Below are 21888 nucleotides of genomic sequence, written 5' to 3'. Positions count from 1 at the left end.
CGGGATTGACAGGGTATATTAAGGATTATCCACATCTGATTTTTTGATCCACCCTTCAATGGTTTTGCCTGTCCATACTCCATTTTTTTCCGGATAGTAGTTGAATTTTAACCAATCTGCCATTTTTTCAATAATTACTATTGGATCATTTTTTAAGAGGTACATTTTTGTTTTATTGCGTGCATCATTAAAAATATAAGCTTTAGGATTTTTTATAATTAAAAATTTTTTATTCAAAAAAGCTTCCACTTTATACAGTTCTTTTTTGTTTTTCACCAAATTAGATACTATTAAATTGGGCAAATGATGTAGCTGCTCGTGACGGTCAATGTCTCTGCCGTTAAAACTGAACGTAAAATAATTAGGTCTACCTTTTTCGGGTGGAGATAATTCTTCTTCAATAGCATTTCCATTATAGAGTGCCGAACAACTTGGGCTGGCTTCTCGAAAATATTTGATACTGTCGTTGGGGGCTTGAGGATTAGGGCTATAAAAATACATTCGTTGACCTACTGAATCTAAATCAGATAGTTTATAAACCTTCTTATCTTTTGGAGAAAAACCAATCAGCATTGAATCTACATCAATATTTTTTGACTTATGCCAATAAAAAATATTAAACCTAATTCTGTTTTTGAAATATTTGATAGATGTAAAATTAGTATCATTGCTCCCTTTAGGTGGAACAAACTGCCACATTCCTTCAAAGTCTTTGAGATTTGAGTGTATACCTGTACTTTGCCCTAAGGTATTGCTTGTTATCAAGAGCAAAACAATCATGAAGTTATTTTTTAAGTATTGCATAAGCGTCGTTGGTATACTTTGTTCTGTGATCAATTCCATTTTCTGCACCATTTACTGCTATTGTTACTTTTCTTATTGCACTTTCATTTACTTCCTTTGCTCTTTCATTTGTATTTCCAGCCTTCCAGAAAGTTAGTGAAATAAGCATTGAGAAATCTAAATCGTTGGCAATGTCATCTAGGTTTTTGTCGCAAGCCGAACTTCGACACATAAAATCTTTTGTCCCCTTACCGTGTACATCATCCCACTTGTTCTGAACCATTTTTTGGTAATTGGTTTGTCCCGTAATCTGAATAAACCCTCTGCCTCTAAAACGATATCCATCGCCGGATTCTATTCCGCCATTATTTAACTGGCAAGCATAGACCACATTAAAAAAATTAGGATCACGAGGTAATTCATCCACCATATTAGCTCTAACTGTTTTGCCCATCTCTTTCATGAAAGTTATTGATGCATACAGGGCACTATAGCTGCCCGTTGGAACTACAATATCTTCATCACAATAGGGATAAGGACACCCTGTACCACTAGGCGAGTAGTCCTCAAAAATAGAGCAGTATTTCAATACCTTCTTACCATTGTGCGTTCTTATTGTCCGTGTTTTCTCTGCTGTCAAAATCCGTGAGGCAGAGTACGATTTCTCATCCAAACTTTTCAACTGTGTTTCGGCTCCGATCTGCCCAATGAAATGACTCATTTTTTCGGCAGTATCCAACCCATATTCCGTCGAATATTTGTTAATAATTTCGGCCACTTCATCACAACGGTCTTGCTTGGTCGTTGGAAATATCTCCTTCAGCTGCGCTCCTGTAATGGGAAAAGTAGCGTTGGTTACAACAGGCTTCGGTGCTACGCCGAAATAGTCAGCCAAACGTTTGGCATTCTCCTCGGTGTCCAGGGCAAACACCATCAAGGGAATACTTCCCCGCATGATCAACACGCGTGTGGCGTTGTTGGGGTCAGCCATGGCCGAGAGTGTAGACGTGGCAACGGTTAAGCTTGACTTTTGATGTTATCGGGAGTAGTCGGCATTCAGTCTCTCTTCACTTCCACCACGATGCAATCGCTCTTAGTGTCATCGATATCTTTGACGATCCGGATGTTATTGACTTTAACACTTTATGTAAGATACTGTACTGATTTTTTAACCTATATCACTCTTTTTTATCCAACCTTCAATAGGTTTGCCTGTCTTCTCACTGTTACCGTAGTAGCGAAAATTGAGCCATTTTGTGCCTTTTATTTCTTTCTCTCTTACTACTTCTACTTGATCATCTTTGATTAGATACATTTTGCTGAGAATAGTAGGTTTAGAATAAATAAATGATTTCGGCATTTTTATTTTCATAAAGGTTTTATCCAACATTCTTTTTAGTATTTGTGTAGGATACTTTAATGATAATTTATGAATAAATAATGGTGGCAAATCCTTTCTTTTGATATAAATATGAACATTTGAGTTGATAATTTCCATGCGTGTTCCCGTTTGAATCGGATAATCTTCAATACCTAGACTGCTTAATACGCCATCATCATAAAAAAGATTCTTCTTCCCTGACACATTTTTTAACTTGATATGTTTTATATCCTCATCTGTTAAATTTACTCTAAAATGAAGAGGTATAAGTTCATTTTTGTTACCTCTATCTGCATTTTGTATTGAGTCCAATTTTATCAGGTATGGATCGTCCTCATCAATAAAACCAACTTTTCCAAAACTGATTCCTAATTCTCCATTACTTCTAAGTCCAATTGACGCTACACTATCCTCATAAAAAATGTAAAAATTATTTTCATATAATGCAAACTCCCATACCCCTTTTAAGTCGGATAGTTTAAGATTTTGAGCCATACTCAAATTAGAAATGAGTAGAAAAATACTCAGTAACAGAGACTTCTTCATCTTTTTATTATTTTTTTAGAACTTTAATTGCATTATCCTTGATATCTCCGCGATTTTTTACTTCGTCGTCTGGGTCTGACCCTTTCACCCTTTTAGTAACCCCTTTAGTATCATCATCATCGGCTTTTGAATTACATTTTTTCAACTGCCAATAATACATACTGGCTTTCATGGCTACATCTAAATTGGTTTCCAGCTCGTCTATATGGCCATCCTCTGATGTTTGCTTATGGAAATATTTTTTATTATCTGCGTTTTCAGGGTCTTTATTCCATACGTCACTTAAGTCCTTATAGTTATACTTACCCGTCAATTGGATAAATCCTCTTCCAAGAAAGGTAGAGCCATCTTTACTATTGGGGCTGGCATTTCCTAAATCATACATCCCTCCCTTTAAGCGAGCAGAGCAAGAATAAACATAATCAAACAAGGCAGGACTACAAATGTATTTTTTCTTGATTTCTTCTTTTGTAGTAGGAACATCGGGGGTACATTTTACTCTTTTGGTTTTAGTAGCACAAGCGTCCATATCTATACATTCAAATCCCTCAAACAAATCGCAGTAATGTTTGAAGCCGAAATTAGCCCTAATAGCCTTTTCACGATAACAGGGAATTTCTTTGGTATGCTTTAACCCTCCTGTTTCTACTCCAATTTGCCCCAGAAAGTGCGCCATTCGCAGGGGAGTATTGATTTCGAATTTATCACTGTATTTGTTGATTAAATCAGCCACCTCATCACAGCGACTTTGATCTGTTTTAGGGAGTATCTCCTTAAGCTGCTCTCCCGTAATGGGAAAAGTAGCGTTGGTTACAACAGGCTTCGGCGCCACGCCAAAATAATCAGCCAGTCGTTTGGCATTCTCCTCGGTATCCAGGGCAAACACCATCAAAGGGAGGCTTCCCCTCATAATTACCACCCGTTTGGAGTCGTTGGGATCGACCAGGGCCACAAGTGTAGGTGTGGTAACGGTTAAGCCATCGGCCTGAAAAGAGTCCGAGAACCTTACTTTCACCAGAGGTAATGTTAATTCGTTGATGGCGGGGTTAAAAGTGCATTTTAAAAGTTATTGACATCTGCTTTTTTTATCCAACCTTCAATAGTTTTTCCTGTTGTCGCACTGTTACCATAGTAACGAAAATTGAGCCATTTTGTGCCTTTTAATTCTTTCTCTCCCACTACTTCTATTTGGTCGCCTTTAATGAGATACATTTTGCTGAGAATAGTAGGTTTAGAATAAATAAGTGACTTCGGTATTTTTATTTTCATAAAGGTTTTATCCAACATCCTTTTTAGTATTTGTGGAGGATATTTTAATGATAATTTATGAATAAATAATGGTGGCAAATCCTTTCTTTTGATATAAATATGAACATTTGAGTTGATAATTTCCATGCGTGTTCCCGTTTGAATCGGATAATCTTCAATACCCAAACCGCACAATGTTCCCCCAAAATAGAAAATACTCCTGCTCTCTTCCCTATTTTTTAACTTGATATGTTTTATATCCTCATCTGTTAAATTTATTCTAAAATAGAGGGGTGCAGGTTCATTTTTTTTGTCTTTACCTATATTTTGTATTGAGTCCAACTTTATCAGGTATGGATCGTTCTCATCTATAAAACCAATTTTAGTAAAACCAATATCTAATTCACCATCATTAAGCCCAATAGATGCTATTGTATCCTCATAAAAAATGTAAAAATTATTTTCGTATCTACCACTTTCCCACACCCCTTTTAAGTCGGATAGTTTAAGATTTTGAGCCATGTTCAAATTTGAAATGAGTAGAAAAATACTCAACAACAGATACTTCTTCATCTTTTTTTTATTTTTTTAGAACTTTAATTGCGTTATCCTTGATATCTCCGCGATTTTTTACTTCATCTTTATCTTTAGAGCCTTTTACTTTCCTGGTCACCTCTGCGGTATTATCATCATCAGCCTCTGAATTACATTGCCTCAACTGCCAATAATACATGCTGGCTTTCATAGCTACATCTAAATCGGTTTCTAACTCGTCTATATGGCCACCTTCTGATGTTTGCTTATGGAAATATTTTTTATTGTCTGTGTTTTCAGGGTCTTTATTCCATGCGTCACTTAAGTCCTTATAGTTAGACTTTCCCGTCAATTGGATAAACCCTCTTCCAAGAAAAGTAGATCCATCTTTACTTGATGGAGGGCCGTTCCCCAAATCATACCTACTATGTTTTTTTCTGGCAGAACACGAATAAACATAATCGAACAAAGCTGCACTGCAAATATATTTCTTCTTGATTTCTTCTTTGGTTGTGGGAACACCACCATCACATTTTACATACGCTTTTTCGGTAGCACAAGCATCAAGATCGACACAGTCAAATCCTTCGTACAGGTCACAATATTTTGAACTTCCGAAGTTGCCTCGTATAGCTTTTTCTCTATAACATGGGATTTCTTTTGTATGCTTTAGCCCACCTGTTTCTACACCAATTTGTCCCAGAAAGTGCGCCATTCGCAGAGGCGTATTGATCTCAAACTTATCACTGTATTTGTTGATTAACTCAGCCACTTCATTACAGCGACTTTGTTCTGTTTTGGGGAATATCTCCTTGAGTTGCTCGCCCGTAATAGGAAAGGTAGCGTTGGTTACAACAGGTGCCGGCGCTACGCCGAAATAATCCGCCAGTCGTTTGGCATTCTCCTCGGTATCCAGGGCAAACACCAGTAGGGGCAAACTGCCCCGCATGATCACCACCCGTTTGGAGTCGTTGGGATCGACCAGAGCCACAAGTGTGGGAGTGGTCACGGTTAACCCATCGGCCTGAAAAGATTCCGAGAACCTTACTTTCACCAACGGTAATGTCATTTCGTTGATGGCGGGATTGACAATCACATTGCTTTCCTGAGTCGTCAGACAGTTTTCCGGCAGATCATGCAGTTGCAGATTGTGTTTGTACAGAATAGAAGATTTCAACGTATAAATTAACACGGCCATCGGGATACACTTATTTTCAGTGGTATTGGTCGTGAGTTTGATGGAAGCGGGTTTTTGGACATGGTCCTCGGTTTCCAATTCCTCGCGGGCAGCCGCTTCCACCGCCGCGTAACTTTTCGCGGCGGCTTCATTATAGGCATCGACGGGCATGGTTCCTTTTATTTCCGCTGTCAGGTTTTGAGCGATCTCGGCCACGCCTTCGCAGTTACCTTCAAGAGCTTCCAGTTGGTCAATGATGTCCGAAAAGTCTTCGGGAAACTCCGGTTGATAGCTACTGAAAGCGGGGTCATTTCGAAGTTGATCTTCGGCGGTGGCCAGAAAAGTCGCGGTTTTTTCGGCCGAAAACTGTCCGTATTCATCATAAAACGCATTGATGTTATTGCAGAGCAGGGTGGCAAAAAAATCGGCCATCAGGTTTTTCAGCGCCACACCTGCCGTGCAGCCCGAAGCGGCCGTTGCACGGTCGGCATCCGCTGCTTTGGTGCTTTCGGAGTTTGCGATGTCACCGATGCGGGCGTTGGAATTGTTTTCCCGGCGGATACCCGTTTTTTCAAAATAGAGCGTATACTTACAGACTTCACCGGGATAGGTGATCGGATTGGCAATGCACGTGATTTCTACCCGGGAGTTAAGTTGGGCGTAAAATCGCCCATTATTGAGCACTGATTGCGCCGGAGCGCCGGCAATGGGATAGTAGTCTACCTTCAATTGCTCAAAACCCGGTTTGTCTTTGCTGATACAGCCCGTGGCTTGGATCAGAAAGGTTCCGTTGTATTCGGCGATGACTGAAATGTTACCACTTTCGGCCCCGCCTAATTGCCCTGAGGAAGATTGTGGCATCACAAACACCTCAAAGTCCTGACAACTTGGCTGATGAACTTCTACCAAAAACTGTTTTTGAGCGCAGACCACCCCATTGGTCTCGCAGGAAGCGGTATACGTAGTAGAGGTGGCAGGTCGATCCTCCAAAGCGGTTAACGTCCGGAGGTTTCCTTCGGCATCCTCTGCTTTCCATTTAACCGTTCTCTGTTCGCACCCTCCCTGTTGCAATGTAATTTTTACCCCCGAAGGCAGGGGATAAGAAGCCTGGATCGGGGCACTGTAAGATGCCCAGAAGCTGCTGCAAACCGGTTGGTAAACCACTGATCCATACGAATTTTTGAGCGATACATTTACGCTTTTAGTGATCGTTTGTCCATTGATCAGACACGTGGCTTCAAAACCGGCAGGAGCCGTAATAACCGGGCTGTTGATCGTACAGGGCGAGCCGGTACAGGAGGCCGTTGGATTTTTCCAGACAATCGTCCCGCCGATGCATCCTTCGGCGGTAAGTGTGGTCGTTTTACCGACTTCTACCGCTTCGGGAGCGGCCTTGAGTGTAAATCGAATTTCGGCCTTTATATCAATGACTGCCGACACCGGCGGTAAGGCTGTTTTGGTACAAACCGCCGTGTACGTGGCGGCCTGCTGAAGCCCCACAACGGTGATCGTGTGGTCAGGATAAGACGTCGGGGTATCAGCAGGGAGCAAAGGTCCATTCCAGGTAACAATGCCGCCTGTACAGCCCGAAGCCGTCAGTTTAACGGTAGTGGACTCTCCCTTAAAAATAGGACGATCGGGGTCTGCAAGTAAAATCAGGTTTTCACAAATGATCGGATTGGGTTTGCCCAAAGGAACGTTAATCGACAGAGAGCTTTCACATTTACTTATGTCGCATACCGCTTTAATTTTCAGGTTCTTTACAGGATGCAGCGTCAATTCCTCTCCCCACCCAAGCAACGCTCCCGCAGCGTCCTGCCACACTACTGTGCCGTTAGGACACCCTTGGGCAATCAGTATGGTCTCTTCTCCCGCTTTGAGCGTCGTTTGGGTGGCCGTGGCGGTAAAGGAACACGGCTCGACCTGTACAATGTGTCGAGCCAAACAGCCCGGGTTGTCACAGGAAGCCACATAAATCGTATTGACCAACGGCAGATCGGTCAGCACCTGACCCGTACCTAACGGCGTCATACTTTTCTCCCATCCTTCCGGAGAAAGCCCGATGCCGGTGGTATTGGTGCTGCTCTTCCATGTAACGGTTCCCAAACATCCGATGGCGGTAAGTGCAGCGGTTTGACCTTTGGCAACGCTTTGGGGCGCGTTGAGCGAAAGACACAACAGAGGGATTTCAAGGGTGTAAGAACGTTGAGCAACCTGATGCTCCTTTGTGATGCAGGTGGCGGTATAGACCGTGGTATAGGTAGGGGCTGAGTCAATGATCAAATTTTTGTTAACGTCGGTCTTCAGCGATGACGCGGGAGTGCTTTCCCATGAAACGGTACCTTTGCAGTTGACCGGCCATAACGTAACCGGATAACCATTGCCCGGTTTTTGTTGAATATGAAATAACTCATTGGTATTTTTTCGTTCATAGGTGTAGTAATTTTCACACCCGTTGCGCCCGCATACGGCTTTAAAAACAGTGGATTCTTTGGGAAGCGGCAGGGTGATGGTTCCTCCGCTCAAGCCGTTATTCCAGGTAACGGAATTTCCTTCTCTGCAACCGGTGGCGGTAAGGGTCAATGTGGTAAGATCTTCGGTGCCGGAAACGGCAAAATCCCTGCAAGCCCTTGTTACAGCCTTCACCTGAACAGTTTGAGTGCAGGCATCTGCGCCTTCGCCGCAGGAAGCAACAAGGGTCAAATCGTCTTTGCCATCGAAAATCTTGGTGCCAAAAATGTCTCCTTGCAATTTCTCGCCATTTAACAGTAAAGGACCGGTAGTACACGTAGCCTCTAATTTTACTTTCTTATCAGCGAGCAGTCCCCAAAGTGAACCTTCGTAAATGGGGGTAATTTTAAGAACAATAGTACACCTAACTTTAATGGTGACCGTCCGTTGGCAGGACAAAGAACCCATTGTACACCTCGCCGTAAATGAGGTGGTAGTAGTGGGAAAAATACTGATGGCAGGCGCTGATCCCAAGCCGTTATTCCAGGCTAATTGGCCGTTGCATCCCTGGGCTGTTAACATTACCTGATCTCCCTGTTTAATTTCAGTTTCAGAGGCATTAATTGTAAAATATTCACAGGCCGGCGGCATTACTTTTAGTTCTACAAAATCCGAACAGGCTTCTTTGCCGGGGACTTGACAGACGGCAAAATAAATGGTGGATACCGTTGGAGCAACCGTCAGGGTTCGGGTGGCCTTTTGTCCCGTACTCCATGTCAGGTGCTGAGGCTCACAGCCAAAGGCAAACAGGGTCACGTATTGGCTTTGATCAATGGTTGTTTTTTCCGCTTTGACCGATAATCGACAAATGCCGGTTCGCTGACGGATCGGTCGCTACCAAAAGCGATAATTTCATACCGGTAATTTTGAGTAAGCTCTATACCTGTTAAGGTGGCCGAATTCGTCGTGGGCCTTCCACAATCAGAGTCGCTTCGGTGATCTTCCCGTTTTTGGCGCGGGCTTTGGTCAATGCATTGTCCAACGCCGTTTGTGCCTCTTTTCCACAGAAGAATCCTTAGAAAAGCCCCTACTAAGCGGGGCTGTCTCTCTCGAAAATATGTAGTGTACCGGCTCGGTCCAGGACATAGAGCCTATCTTGGGTCATTTCGATTTTTTGTAATCCTTTAAAAATACCTTCGTTACCCAACTCATGACTTGTCCAAGTGATTTGCCGTGTTTTTCGATTAAAAATACCTACATGTGTAGGGTCTTTGGCAAATGAATTTTGACCAAAAAATATTTCATCGCCGAGCCAATTTCCTTTAAAATCAGGTACAATGCTGTGGTTTTTACTTACTTGTGAAATATCATAACGAAGATACGTTTCGGAAGGATTATTTAAATTGCACTCCCAATAATTGGGATAGTCAAGACCAAAGATAATGCCCTTTTCAATATCAATAAACGACTTTTGGGCAGGGATAAATACCTCCCAATTCCCCCATTCAGCAGGTATATTATCAGGAACTTTGAGACGATATTTGCATTTGCCCGTTTCCGATTCTATACCTATCAGATGACCCACATCACTCACTATCCATAAGATTGAATCATATACACCTAATATATTCTCAATCCCATTACTCACTGCCGGCGCATAGCTTAAACCTTGTGAATATTCAACTTTAGGAAATTCGTATTGCCAAAGGAGGCTAAAGTCGGTGAGAGAGTAGGAAATTAATTTCTTTGAAAAAGAAGAAGAAACATAGAATCTGTCTTTATCAAAAAATATCCCCATAAAGGTTTCCGGAGTCTTTAAAAGATATTTTTCATTCTCAATATCAAATACACTTAAGTATTCTTTTGTCAAATCTTGGTTAAAAGTCAATGAAAAAATATAGGGATATTTCAAGATACAATTTGCATCTTTATCTGTTCTAAATGACTTTATAAAGCGATCACTATAAAGTTCTTTTTGTCCATTTTTGTCCATTTTAAATACAAAAAAAGGACTGTCGACCATTAATTGTACATTACTCGAAGATAAGAAATTAGGGTTCAAAACTTGATTGCCTTGAATATCTACCAGCCTATTTTCTCTAATTTCAAAGATTTTTGATTTTTCAAAGAAAAATTGAGTATTCTCTATTGTTTGTATCAACCTAAACATATTTGAAGTTATTTTGAATCCACAAAACCTGTATACTGATTAAAATAATCGGCATTTTCAATCCTTGCCTTAAATATATCACTATCGTCAGTACCAAATAATTGCTTAAACTTTGCCTCCCCAATACCACCTTCTGAAACAGGCTTGATGATCTTATCCGCATTTTTTATCAAAAACGTCTTCATTCCCTGTTTTGCCTGTTCGGTGGTGAGCTTTTTGACATTGAAAATGTACCGTAATTCGCTTAGATTGTCAATGGTAGCCAAATAGTTCTTAAACTGATCTAAACTGATATTCTCTGCCTTAAGATAGCTCTTGTATTCATAATATTTTACCCAATTTTGGGGTGTAATATCAGGTCTCTTCATCTGCACATCAAAGCGGCAGTTTGTACAGGGTAAACCTCCTTCCACCTCCGGCTCAAACACGTAATCAACTTTTTGTACACTGCCTGCCGGCAATTCTTTCATATGATTAAGTGAATGAGCAATGCCATCCTGTTTTTCGAAGGTGCTGATTTTCAGATCGGTAAGAATCCTGTCAAAGCCTTCGACATCATGATGATTTTTGACAACGATCCGTAGATTTTCCAAATGTTCGGCCAATGTTACCAATTTACTTGCAGTACCGCTCTCTAATGGATTGGCTGCGTTTTTCAGGATGTCGGTCAGGGTAGCTTCACCGCCTTGCAATTTATCCATAAAGTCAGTATCTCTCAACAATTCGGTTACTTTGGTAAGTGTTGGTAAGTGTACCTTTTTGCTTTGGGTATCCTTCATCAACCGCCACGCCTGCGGGTCGAGTGTGCCGTCGTCAAACTTATTAAGCAGGTCTTCTGATTTTTGAAAATCCAGGGTAAAAGCATCAATATCCGCCTTTGACCAATTGAGGTCTTCCAACTTTTGGATGACCTTGGCCAAAAGCTCCAACAGATCAGGTACTTTGTTGATCATGGTCAACACAAGGCCTCCCGTGACAATATTGAATGCTACCGTACCGCCCACTTTCCCCGTGGCGTGACCCCGATAGCTGCCCCCTTTGTCAAACTCGGCGGCATCGTAGCCCACCATTCCCTGTGCCATGGTTTTGGCAATGCTGCCGGCCTTGTCCCAATCAAGGCTATTTTTGAAGGAAACAAAACTGTCCCATGCTCCCTGCGGGTCAGAGACCAGTTTTAGTCCCAAGCCCACCAATTGAGCCTTGTCGGTGGCTTCGGAAGCCACGCCGTCAAAGGTTCCTGCAATAATGCCTTTGGCGTCTCGGACATAAAACTCCTTGCCCGGCAGCCATACCTCTTCGGGCACTTTGGCTTTGTCCAACAGTCTGTTGTAGGTCGTGGCCAGATTTTTCAGCATATCCATCAGGTTCATGTCCTGATAGATGATATCCCCCGCCGAACCGTAGGGTTTGGTAATGCCTTCCACAATCAGCGTACTTTCGGTGATCTTCCCGTTTTTGGCCCGGGCTTTGGTCAATGCGTTGTCTAATGCCTTCTGTGCCTCTTTCCCGCAAGTGGCACATTTAGAGAACGTTTTCCATTGTCCTTTTACGGTGATGTCACCGTTTTGGTCGGTCAGGTAAAACGTACTGCCCTGAATGACCACCGTTTTGTGTTTGATGCCCTGCGCGTCGGTCGTCCACGAACCCACATAATCCGGCACTTCACAGGCGCGGTAGTAAGTTACCTTCACGGCACCGGCGGGATTGATCAAGTCCATGATCTTGCCTTCCTCCACGGCTTTGAATTCATACTCACTCTCCACCACCTGGTAACCGCACTGCCCGTTGGCTTCCACATAATTCAACTTATACACCTTTTGCGGCCCCGTTAACGACAACTTCGGGACAGGATAATAATTCGGCGGCCTCGAAGCGTCTCCCATCAGGCGATAGCCACTGAAGGTGTTCCGTCCCTCCACTATGTCTGCGTAGTACAGCCGCCCGTCCGGCAATTTAAACCCCTGCAAGGTGCCGTTGGGATACGGGCTGCGGTCTTTAAAAAAGACCATTTCCGCCCCTTCGGGCAGTTGTAAGGCTTGGCCCGAGGAGGTGAGGTAATAATACTCGTTCGGGGCGGTATTTTTTTGATCGGGGTCATCCACGGTCGGCGCGGCCGGCAGCAGGATGGAGGCCACTTCTCCCGCCAGTGCATCGGCATTGCCGAGGATATCGTTGAGCGCATCCGTGTTTTCATTGCCGGTCAGGGCGTTGGTGAGGGCTTCAATGACCTCGCTGCATTTGCCCGCTACCAGATCGGCCGCCATTTGCGGCGTCACGGGGGCCAAGTCAAATCCCTGTGATTGCAGGGTTTGACGTACGGCTTCCAGCTTGGCATTATCATCGGCGGGCAACAGACTGATCTTGCCGCATAATAAGTTAGCCAGCAGGCGCTGCGCGGCTTCCCGTTTGGAAGATACACAGGGTGCCTGCGCGGTGGTGGTCTGTGCGGTTTCACCGACGCCCTCACGTCCGTTGGCTCCGCCCCCCCCTGCCTGCCCCGCCGTGGGTTGCAGGGTCAACTGAGTTTCGCAATAACTCCCGTTGGCGAACGTACACCGCCCGTAATAGGTCACGGTTTGGGTGGGTTTGGGCACCCTGACGTGCCGAACGGGAGAATCCGAGCGGCGGTCGATCCGGCCGGTAAAGCCCGGATCGGTAAACCATTCCAGGGTAGAGGCCGGATCGGCATTGCAGACCTTATCCACCAAGCCCACTTCCTGCGTCGGGTATTGGGTGGTGAGGGGAACGCTGTTGACGGTCAGAAACGAGATCACGCCCAGATCGACCGTGGTGTTCCGCATGAGGGCGTCCACCGATTCACGGGTGGTGGTATTGAGATACCCCGTCGTGCGCACCGTCCCGTTGCGGTAGTTTCCGCAGTCCCGTTGGCTCCGTGCGGCTTTGGGATCAGTGGAGTACTGCACATAATAAGCATTGGAGGAGCTCTTGTTATTGCTGACGGTGATGTATACATAGCGCTCACAATTGCCGACACCGTTGATAAAATTGGTGATCTTTACCAAAAAGGAGCCTTCTTTCACATAATCGGCTTTTTTAATGATGACCGTGGCCTTGGTTTTATCGGAGGCATCGACCGTCAGGTCATAGCCGGCGGTCAGTGGACTTTTACCCTCTTCAATAAACACCTGTACATAATCGCCCTTGCCGAACAGGTCGATCCGGATCGGGTCGCTCGGATCGGGCAGAAAGGTATCGAAGAGGTTATAATTGGCCGTACGAATGGCAAAATCACAGGGATTTTTCGGCAGCGCAGGGGCCTGTTTGGTCACACTGACGGTAGTGTTTTTGGGCGCATCGGGGAACAGTGAACAGGTGGCTGTGTAGGTGAACTGTTTATTGACGTCGGCATTGGTGTAATTGACCGTAAGCGTACCGCCGGCGTTGGAAGTCAGAACCGTGCCTTTGGCATCCTTCCACGTCACTGTTCCGGCAGTAACCCCGTTGCTGCACCCGCCGGCGGTCATGGTCAGCGCCTTGGACGATTGATCGGCGGGAATCTGAACGACGTAGTGGGGGGACAGCTGAAAGATCAGGCAGGGCAATGGCTCAATATGTTGGGTCGAGGGTTGATACACAAACGAATTTTTACAGCCCTCGTCAGAATGGATGGAAAAGACCCGGGTCCCCTGCGGCTTAGGGAATGTGCGGATTTTATCGCTCACGGGGGCGTCTTCCCATTGAAACGGTAAGGAAGCGGTCACTTTCAGGGTGAGGGTATTATAGGTTTGTGCCGATAGGGTAATATCAAACTCGCCCGGCTGATTACAGAATGTACTGCTTGGCGGAGCCTTTAAAAAGCCGGTGGTAGCCTTACATCCTGTGGCAAGGCAAGTGGGGTTGACCGTAAAACCCGTGCGGATGTTTGAATAAATGACGGTATTGGGATCACGGTATTCGGTACGGATGCCGGAATTTCCACCGTCAATGGCTCCCCAATTGACGGTGCCGTCGCAGCCGATGGCCTGTATAATGATGGTGCGATCCGCTCGGTTCAGGGCACTTCGACTTGTGACGGCCAATTGAAAATGACAGTTTACTTCCACCTTCCCGACTTCAACGCTGCACTGTTGGCCGGTTTGGTCTACGCAGGAGAGCGCATAAGTTTGAGTTAAGGTCGGGGTGAGAAAGAGGGAACTTTCCCGTCCGATGATTTGGCCGGCCGGGTAGCCATCCTTCCATTGAATATCCCCGCTGCAACCGGAGGTTCTCAATAAAACGGATTGGCCCTGCTCAATGTGTTGAGCGGAAACGCTTGCTGTTACCCCTTTGCATCGACGGTCTACCACGATCTGCACCGCTTCCGAGCAGGTCTCCGAGCGGCCGTCGATGGTCAGGGTACAAAAGGATTGGTAAGTGGTGGTTTGCAGGGGGGTGTGGGTAATGGTACTGCCGGTGTAGACATTGGAGGGATTATCGCCGATCTGCCAACGGACACTGCCGGTGGGGCAGGTTTCGACCTTCAGCGTCACGAGCGTACCTTCCACTACCCGTAAGGGCACCGAACTGATGGCAGCCCGGCAAACGGTTCCCAATTGAAAATCGCCGTCGGCCGCCGTGCTGCTGCGTTGTTCACTGCCGAAGGCGACGATGGAATAGGGGTATACCTGATTCCCGGGCAAGCCGGCAATGACGGCAGAATTGGTGGTGGGGTACAGCGTGCGCAACTCTCCATCAGTATCTTTATAGGTCAGTTTAAAACTCTGATGCAGGCTGTTCTTTTTCCAGGTGATTTTGACGCTGCCGTCAGTCTGTACGGTGGAAACGACATTCTCCGGTGGCGGTAAGAGGTTGTCAGGGGTGGTAAATGTGCCAGTTCCGTAAGTATCCACTACTTCACCTGCGTTGTTATAGCCCACGATCCTGTAGGTGTAATTCCGCCCCGGTTTAAGGGTTGTAAGGGCCAATTCAGGGCTTGTCACCGTTTGAGTGAGCTCTCCATCGCCTTCGGCGGCATACAGGATGGTGTATTTGGCAAACGTCTTGCTGCCCGTCCAGGCGATTTTCGCCGATTGAGTCTCCACACTGCTGACACTTACGTTGGTAATACGCGCCGTGGGGTTGACCACAGGGGGTTCCAACGGCGCGGTGGTGAGTTGTTTGAGGCGCTCAAAAAGGGCTTGGTACTTTGCCTCCAACCCGTCGATGACCGCCACCGATTGTCCTTGATTGATCGTGGCTTGATTGGCTGTCAATTCGTCCGTCAGCGTTTTCAGGTCTGCCAATATACTAACCGCCAACGCATTACCGACTCCCAATTCCTCCAACTGCGTTTTCAACACTTGGCTTGCCTGCAAAATGGCCGCTGTGAACTGAGTGACCTGTTGCCTCTGTTCAGGGGTCACGGGCCGGCCGATTGTTGTTGCCTCACTGATTTCTTTGGCTACGAGGTCATACCGTTGAAGTGCCTGCTGCAAGGTACCCACAAAGGCCGTAGGACTGTTTTTTTGTACTACGGTCTGAATCAGCGACTGCCGCTGCTCCATGAGTTCTTTGGCCGGTACGTTGTTTTTGGACTGCACATAACCTCCTGCCTCAATGGCGTACACGCAGCCGCCGTGGGTGCCTTCTTCGCCTTTTTTGGCCCGTACGCCTTTGAACTCCATGGGTATCATGGCATTGCCCAAAAACGGTAGCCGTACCAATGCTTCGCCCGAAAAACCGGGTCCTTCGCCGACCTTGGTGACAATGAGGGCAAAATCATAGATGCCCAACACATCGCCGATATTGAGCGAAGTCAGTTCTTCGCCTGTGGGCAGGGGAATGACGGGATGCGTGGGCTGACAGTCGGCAAACGAACCCGCCCGAAGGGCACAGTCGGGAATCTTTAACTTCGTCGTCGCCGCCCCGGTCGTGGTGGTGGCAGCAACAGACGCCGGAGCCGTAACAGTTGGGACGGGCGATGCCGCCGCCCCGGAAGTGGTCGAAGCGGCCACCGGAAAATTAACATACAATTCCTGTAACGTCGTCACCGGTACGGCTTTAGTTTCCACCGTCTGCACGTTGATCCACTCGGGTTGGAGCAACTCTTTAGGCCACTCCGGAATGGTCTCGGGCGCTTGTTCTGAACTATTCCATTCCTGCTCCGGACTTGGAGCGCTCGGCAGCAACCCTCCGCAGTCACTGCGTAACCGAAAGAGATAGGTGGTTTTAGGCTGTAAACCTGCCGCCATATACGTCGTGCCGTAGACCTTCTCAGACGTCCATTCCGTGGCCGTTTCGGTTTTGTATTCCACCACGTAGGCTAACGCCTGCGGTTGAGCCTCCCAACGCAATCGCACCCGGTCAGAAGTCACCGAGGTCAGTGTAAACGATGAAGGCGGCAGGCATTCCTGTCCATACCGAAACCATTGCACTTGGCTGTAGCCTTGGTTGGCAAAATTTGTCAACTCATTAGCTAAGTCCACCGCCTGTACCTGCACGGCGTAGGGTTGCCCCGGTTCGAGGGGCTGAATCCATTGGGTCATGTCCCCTGTCAATGAGGTGCCGGGATCGGTCTTGTCCAATACGGGTTGGGTGCAGGAAAGCATGGTCTGCTCGTTGGGTTCCTCCCCGTCGGGCACGCGGCAGACCTTCAGGCGGTAAACCACCTGCGACTGCGGGGTGGCAAAGTGGCGCGGCGTCCACTGAAACAGGACTTTCTGTAAAGCGCTGACGGGTACGGAGGTGCCGCTTAGGGGCAGATTCAGCATAGGCGGTTGAGGCGAGGAGAGCACCAAAAAGGTTTGGGCGGTATTGGAGACAACTTGGCCCGTGGAAGCCTCGAAAGCCTGCACGGAGAAGGTGTAGAAACCTTCGGGCAGCGAGGTATTGTAGGCCTGGTGCGGATCGATGCCTTCGGTTTCCAGCAGAGAAGGGAAAAAATAGTGAGGGGCCAGATCAATACCCCTGAGGCGGGTGGGCAGGCCCGGGGTGAGGGAAATGAAGGCAGGGGGTATGTAACCGGGGCGGGTGGCGATGCGGATGCCGGGGCCATCGAGTTGCCAGCGCAGGTAAACGGACACGGAAGGTTTGGTGAGGTCTTTGAGCAAAAGCTGCACGAAGAGGCGTTGGTCGGAGGTAAACCACTCGGAGAGGCGTTGCGAGGTGGGCGCTCCGAAGTACACCGTCGTTTGTACCGGATAATTATCCGTCGTTTGAGAAAGGATGGGGTGTATTATAAGACATATAAAAATGTTCAAAAGAAGAAGAAAGCGACGGAAAAATGCCATAGAACTAACGAGAGGTAATACCTCCGTAAGACGCGATAACAGGAAGTTCGTCACCTCGTTCAAAAAAGAACTTTTTTCAGAAATACTGATCGGAACAATTCTGTTGTATGGAATCTCTTACGGATAATATGCCTATAATCATATGTATATCTCACATTATCATGGATTTGAAGCGTATTTGGCGCCGGAATGGCAACACGTAAATCATGGAGATATGCCAAGTGAGATTGAAATAAAGTATGTTAAACGAGCACATAAAGGATATTGTTTGTCTTCTATGATAGAAATTGTGAAAGAAGTTGAAACTCGAACACCGTCAATGGTAATTGTTTGTTGTTTATCATATAAAAATGTACGATATCTACAGTAAAATCAGTTCGTAGTGTTTACTTCAATGATCTCCGTTAATTGACTCGACAAATTCTATAAGACGAAAAAACGCTTGCGAAGAGGGTGAGATATTTATAGAAAATGTTCCTAATACACCTTGAAAAATTTTCGACAGCTACTATGAAGATATCAGTGGATGTTTCTCTGAAATTTTGCTTTCATATTAAAGTAAAACTACATTCTTCAGGAAATCAAGGACTTTGACTTCGGGCATTTCGCAGGGTTTTAGTAATTCATTTTGAGACGTGATGTAGTAATTTAAGCTGATGAAATCATTGCCGCCCAGCTCCTTTGCGTAAATTTTGAAAGAACGACCCTGACTGAATGTCGTCTTGGTGATGCCGTATTTTACCCCTTTGTACAGGCCTTCAGAATATCCTTCGGAGATTTTTTCGAGGTAAGGGAGAAGCATACGCTGATAGGGATAGTTATTTTTTTATGTAAAAACGTATATTTACGCAAAACCCTGCAATGTAACCTTTTATGAATACGATAGACAATTTAGCTAAATTGCCTTCTCGATTTTCAGAGTCTGCACTTCGTGAAGAAATGCTCACACACGGAAAATTTATTACCGTCAACAAAGACGATACCATTGTGCGGGAAGGGCAATACCTGGACTTTTTACCCATTGTGATAAAAGGCGAAATACGGGTTTTTCAGCAAAAAGAAGACCGCGAAATTCTGTTGTACTACGTTCGGGAAGGGCAAACGTGTATGATGTCCCTATCGGCCGCTTATTTCAGCAATACCAGCACTTCATACGGAGTTGCTACTGAACCTTCAGAACTTTTTGTTTTTCCCGCCCGCCTCGTCAATGAATGGCAATTAAAATATCCTTCCTGGAATGCTTTTCTGATCCAGACCTTCCGCAGCCGTTATGATGAATTGCTGGGTTCGTTTGAAAGTGTTGCTTTTGACCCCATTGACAAACGCGTACTTACTTATTTGGCAAACCGAGCAAAAAAAGAGAATACTCAAAAAATAACCATCTCGCACCAACAATTGGCTTATGAATTGGGCACTACCCGCGTGGTGATCTCGCGCATTCTCAAAGCATTTGAGCAACATGGCAAACTCAAATTGTTTAGAGGTTACATTCAACTGAAATAATTTTTTTGGCTTATGTATCTTTTGATACCGTTTCTTGGCGGTGTCGTGGTTTACTTTTGACAAATTCAAAGTAAAACCACTATGAAACAGCATTTTTATTCCCTTCTCTTCCTGTTTTTATTGTCGGCGATTGCCCATGCTCAATCAAATTCCAATCCTATTCCTGCCAAGAAAATGAAATTTCTGATTCACGTTACGCAAAGCCCAAAAGATTCGACCAAAGCAGCTTTGGCGTTTTTAGTTGCCAAAACGGCGATTGAAGAAGGGCATACTGTGGCATTGTTTTTAGCAGGTGATGCCGTCAAACTCCTGCAAGACCCTACACTCAATTCTTTGACCGGATTAGGCACGGGCAAACTCCGCGAGCATTATGACGCCATTGTAAAGGGAAACGGACGGTTTTACCTGTCGGGGAATTCCTCGAAAGCGAGAGGCGTGACCGAAGCCGATCTGAAAGATAAACCGGCCGAATTTGCGTTGCCTACGGTATTGGTCAAACTGGCTGCCGAAAGCGACCGAGTATTTACCTATTAAAACTCAAAAACCAATCCAATAAAAAAGATGAAAACACTACATTGCAGCGATGCGGGCTTTGATTGTGAAGGTGTAATCAAAGCTACTACCGAAGAAGAAGTGCTAACCTTAGCCGCCGATCATGCGCTGAATGTGCATGGCGTGAGCGTCACGCCCGAGTTGGCAGAGCAGTTAAAAAGCTTAATAAAAGAAGAAGTTTAGTAAAGTTGGGTGGCGCGGGGCAAAGCCTCGCGCCTATCTTTCGAGGTTAATGCTTGAAAATTAGCCAAATAAATACTCTTTTACTTTTATTACCGGTATAGCTGTCAACCTCTGTACTTTATTTTGCTTCTGTTTCGATTACTTTCAAATCGGCAAGCAGCAAGGACAATTCTGCCAAATAATCCTCAAATCGTTGTCTCATTTTAGGGACAATTATCCACCACCAAAAGCCATATTCGAGCACTAACCAAGAAAGCGAAGTAACTAAGTACTGAGCCCCTGCAAACATAACAACCCCAAAGATTCCAATCGGTAAGCTAAGCTTCGCATTCCAAGAGCGAAAGTGATTCAGACGCTGATATACATTTTCAACATGCTCACTTGTGGGGCGCATCTGTGATTTGTTCAGATGAATCAGCACTCGAACGTATTGGAAGATATAGACCAATAGCAGCAGGTTCTCTATCGTAAAACAGCTGATTCGAACGAATTCCAACGGCAATTGTACAACGAAAAATAAACTGTCTACCCCAAGCAGCAATACCGATAACAACCATAACTCAATCCGAAGTTGATTCCTGATTTTCTTCAAAACACCTTCTGATTTTTGAGAAAGAAAATGAGATAAAGTCGCACTTTTCAGGGTTTTATGAATGGATGGGTCTTGCGCTTTCCAAGCTACGATAAGTTCTTCTAAATGCATCCGTTTATAAATTTGTTGTTTTTAACAGAAGTATAAGCTTTTCCTTAATTCGTTTGATTCTCATACCTACGGCGGGCGAACTTATTCCAATAACAGCACTGATTTCCTGATAGCTTTTTTCTTCCAGATACAACAGAATAATAGCTTTATCAAAAGCAGTTAGTTTTTGAATCGCTTTTTGAAGTAGAGCGGTTTCTTCGCTCCAATCCACCTCTGTACAATTAGGTAAGTTTACTGCTTCCTGATGGGTCAAATCCACCTGTTTTTGGTAGTGTTTGTTGCGGCGATAATTGGTGATAGCTGTGTTTAAGGCAATTCGGTAGAGCCAGGTACTTATTTTTGACTCTCCGCGAAAAGACTCATAGGACGTCCACAGGTTAATGACTATTTCTTGGAACAGGTCTTTTTGGCCTTCATCCGTAACAGCGTATACGGCCGCGATTTTATATATAATGGCTTTGTATTCATCCAGCAATTGAATAAAGGTCTCTTGAACTGTTGCCATCGGCAGGAATTTGACTCATTTGACTAATTAGTCGTCTATGACGGAGAAAAATAACATAAAATTGAAATTATTTTTCTCTCAGTTGATCCTGCTGCTCATTGAGTTTACGCAGACTTGATCCTATTGATTCAGCGCCGTTCCTAATAATTCTACATTTTTGAAAAAATTGATCACCTTCTCTTCCGGCATTTCGCAGGGTTTTAACAGCTCTTTTTGGCCGGTGACGTAGTAATTTAGGCTGATAAAGTCATTTCCTCCCAACTCCTCCGCATAGATTTGAAACGAATGATTTTGATTGGAAAATCGTTTTGGTAATCCCATACTTCACGCCTTTGTACAGACCTTCTGAATATCCTTCGGGGAGTTTTTCAATGTATTCCAGCAGCATTGGGTAATAAATTGCGCGATTTAACTATTAACGTTGCATTTAGAATTTGCGACATCCATCATTTACTGCTTTCTCGTAAATACTTCCAAAACGCCCATGCTTTCCGCGTTTCCAAATACGCTAAGTTTTTATCATTGCCGTAGGCTTCTCGTTCAAAACTGATATTGCGATAGGCAAGATAGTGTCGACGGTATTGAATAAGCCGTACTAAGTATTCGATTAAATACCATCCGTAAAAGAGAAATATGCCCAGTTCGATCTGTTGACGAAGATGAATACGCTCGTGGTTTAACAGCCACTTGGGAGGATTCGCGTCTTTACAAAATACCCACGGAAACAGCGTCAGTCCTTCCACCCAAAGAAAAGGCGTATGCACTAAAATCATGGGCAGGCGAAATTGTTTTGGCATGGTTTTAGTAAATGGTTTGACAACTTTTTGCGAAAGAACTAATTTTAAGCAACTTTCTCAACGGATTTAGGGCTAAAAACCGACGATGCAAAAATAACAGTGCTGTATCAAGCAGTCAATCTCATA

16 protein-coding genes are annotated in these 21888 nt (G+C 45.1%); 3 read left to right on the top strand and 13 right to left on the bottom strand.

The features are described from left to right. Positions 1-18: 18 nt before the first annotated feature. The 9 genes from ACQY73_RS11020 to ACQY73_RS10980 form a co-directional block, all read right to left on the bottom strand. Positions 19-780: a hypothetical protein gene (locus ACQY73_RS11020; RefSeq protein ID WP_428665487.1), complete on the bottom strand. Its 762-nt coding sequence runs from the start codon at positions 778-780 to the stop codon at positions 19-21. A gap of 4 nt (positions 781-784) precedes the next feature. Continuing rightward, positions 785-1774 (bottom strand): glycoside hydrolase family 19 protein, encoded by a 990-nt coding sequence (locus ACQY73_RS11015; protein WP_428665485.1) that lies wholly within the window; start codon positions 1772-1774, stop codon positions 785-787. 177 nt (positions 1775-1951) lie between these two features. Beyond that, positions 1952-2710 carry a hypothetical protein gene (locus ACQY73_RS11010; RefSeq protein ID WP_428665482.1) on the bottom strand — a complete coding sequence of 253 codons (759 nt, stop codon included), beginning with the start codon at positions 2708-2710 and terminating at the stop codon, positions 1952-1954. 7 nt (positions 2711-2717) lie between these two features. After that, positions 2718-3725: a glycoside hydrolase family 19 protein gene (locus ACQY73_RS11005; protein ID WP_428665479.1), complete on the bottom strand. Its 1008-nt coding sequence runs from the start codon at positions 3723-3725 to the stop codon at positions 2718-2720. Positions 3726-3769: 44 nt separating this feature from the next. After that, positions 3770-4531, bottom strand: a complete 762-nt coding sequence (locus ACQY73_RS11000; protein WP_428665477.1) for a hypothetical protein — start codon at positions 4529-4531, stop codon at positions 3770-3772. A 7-nt stretch (positions 4532-4538) separates the two neighbouring features. Next, positions 4539-8936 carry a glycoside hydrolase family 19 protein gene (locus ACQY73_RS10995; RefSeq protein ID WP_428665474.1) on the bottom strand — a complete coding sequence of 1466 codons (4398 nt, stop codon included), beginning with the start codon at positions 8934-8936 and terminating at the stop codon, positions 4539-4541. A 274-nt stretch (positions 8937-9210) separates the two neighbouring features. Continuing rightward, a complete protein-coding gene (locus ACQY73_RS10990; protein WP_428665472.1) occupies positions 9211-10281 on the bottom strand; it encodes a hypothetical protein in 1071 nt (356 codons plus the stop codon). A 17-nt stretch (positions 10282-10298) separates the two neighbouring features. Further along, positions 10299-17519 (bottom strand): fibronectin type III domain-containing protein, encoded by a 7221-nt coding sequence (locus ACQY73_RS10985; RefSeq protein ID WP_428665470.1) that lies wholly within the window; start codon positions 17517-17519, stop codon positions 10299-10301. Positions 17520-18072: 553 nt separating this feature from the next. After that, positions 18073-18321, bottom strand: coding sequence for a peptide methionine sulfoxide reductase (locus tag ACQY73_RS10980; protein WP_428665467.1), 249 nt, complete (start codon positions 18319-18321; stop codon positions 18073-18075). A 71-nt stretch (positions 18322-18392) separates the two neighbouring features. On the opposite strand from ACQY73_RS10980, the gene ACQY73_RS10975 reads away from it, so the two are divergent. The 3 genes from ACQY73_RS10975 to ACQY73_RS10965 all read left to right on the top strand — a co-directional run bounded on the left by ACQY73_RS10975 (position 18393) and on the right by ACQY73_RS10965 (position 19757). After that, positions 18393-19022 (top strand): Crp/Fnr family transcriptional regulator, encoded by a 630-nt coding sequence (locus ACQY73_RS10975; RefSeq protein ID WP_428665465.1) that lies wholly within the window; start codon positions 18393-18395, stop codon positions 19020-19022. 81 nt (positions 19023-19103) lie between these two features. After that, positions 19104-19556, top strand: coding sequence for a DsrE family protein (locus tag ACQY73_RS10970; RefSeq protein ID WP_428665462.1), 453 nt, complete (start codon positions 19104-19106; stop codon positions 19554-19556). 27 nt (positions 19557-19583) lie between these two features. After that, positions 19584-19757 (top strand): DUF1059 domain-containing protein, encoded by a 174-nt coding sequence (locus ACQY73_RS10965; protein WP_428665459.1) that lies wholly within the window; start codon positions 19584-19586, stop codon positions 19755-19757. A gap of 118 nt (positions 19758-19875) precedes the next feature. On the opposite strand, the gene ACQY73_RS10960 is transcribed toward ACQY73_RS10965, so the two are convergent. The 4 genes from ACQY73_RS10960 to ACQY73_RS10945 form a co-directional block, all read right to left on the bottom strand. Then, positions 19876-20460 (bottom strand): hypothetical protein, encoded by a 585-nt coding sequence (locus ACQY73_RS10960; RefSeq protein ID WP_428665456.1) that lies wholly within the window; start codon positions 20458-20460, stop codon positions 19876-19878. A 4-nt stretch (positions 20461-20464) separates the two neighbouring features. Further along, complete coding sequence (locus ACQY73_RS10955) at positions 20465-20965, bottom strand: RNA polymerase sigma factor (RefSeq protein ID WP_428665453.1); 501 nt, start codon at positions 20963-20965, stop codon at positions 20465-20467. A 120-nt stretch (positions 20966-21085) separates the two neighbouring features. After that, positions 21086-21286 carry a peptide methionine sulfoxide reductase gene (locus ACQY73_RS10950; protein WP_428665451.1) on the bottom strand — a complete coding sequence of 67 codons (201 nt, stop codon included), beginning with the start codon at positions 21284-21286 and terminating at the stop codon, positions 21086-21088. Between the two features lie 125 nt (positions 21287-21411). Continuing rightward, on the bottom strand, positions 21412-21762 hold the full coding sequence (locus ACQY73_RS10945) for a hypothetical protein (protein ID WP_428665449.1): 351 nt from the start codon (positions 21760-21762) through the stop codon (positions 21412-21414). Between the last annotated feature and the right edge of the window lie 126 nt (positions 21763-21888).

This window comes from Runella sp. (assembly GCF_965279615.1).
Classification (GTDB): domain Bacteria; phylum Bacteroidota; class Bacteroidia; order Cytophagales; family Spirosomataceae; genus Runella.
This window is presented reverse-complemented; position numbering and strand designations above follow the sequence as displayed.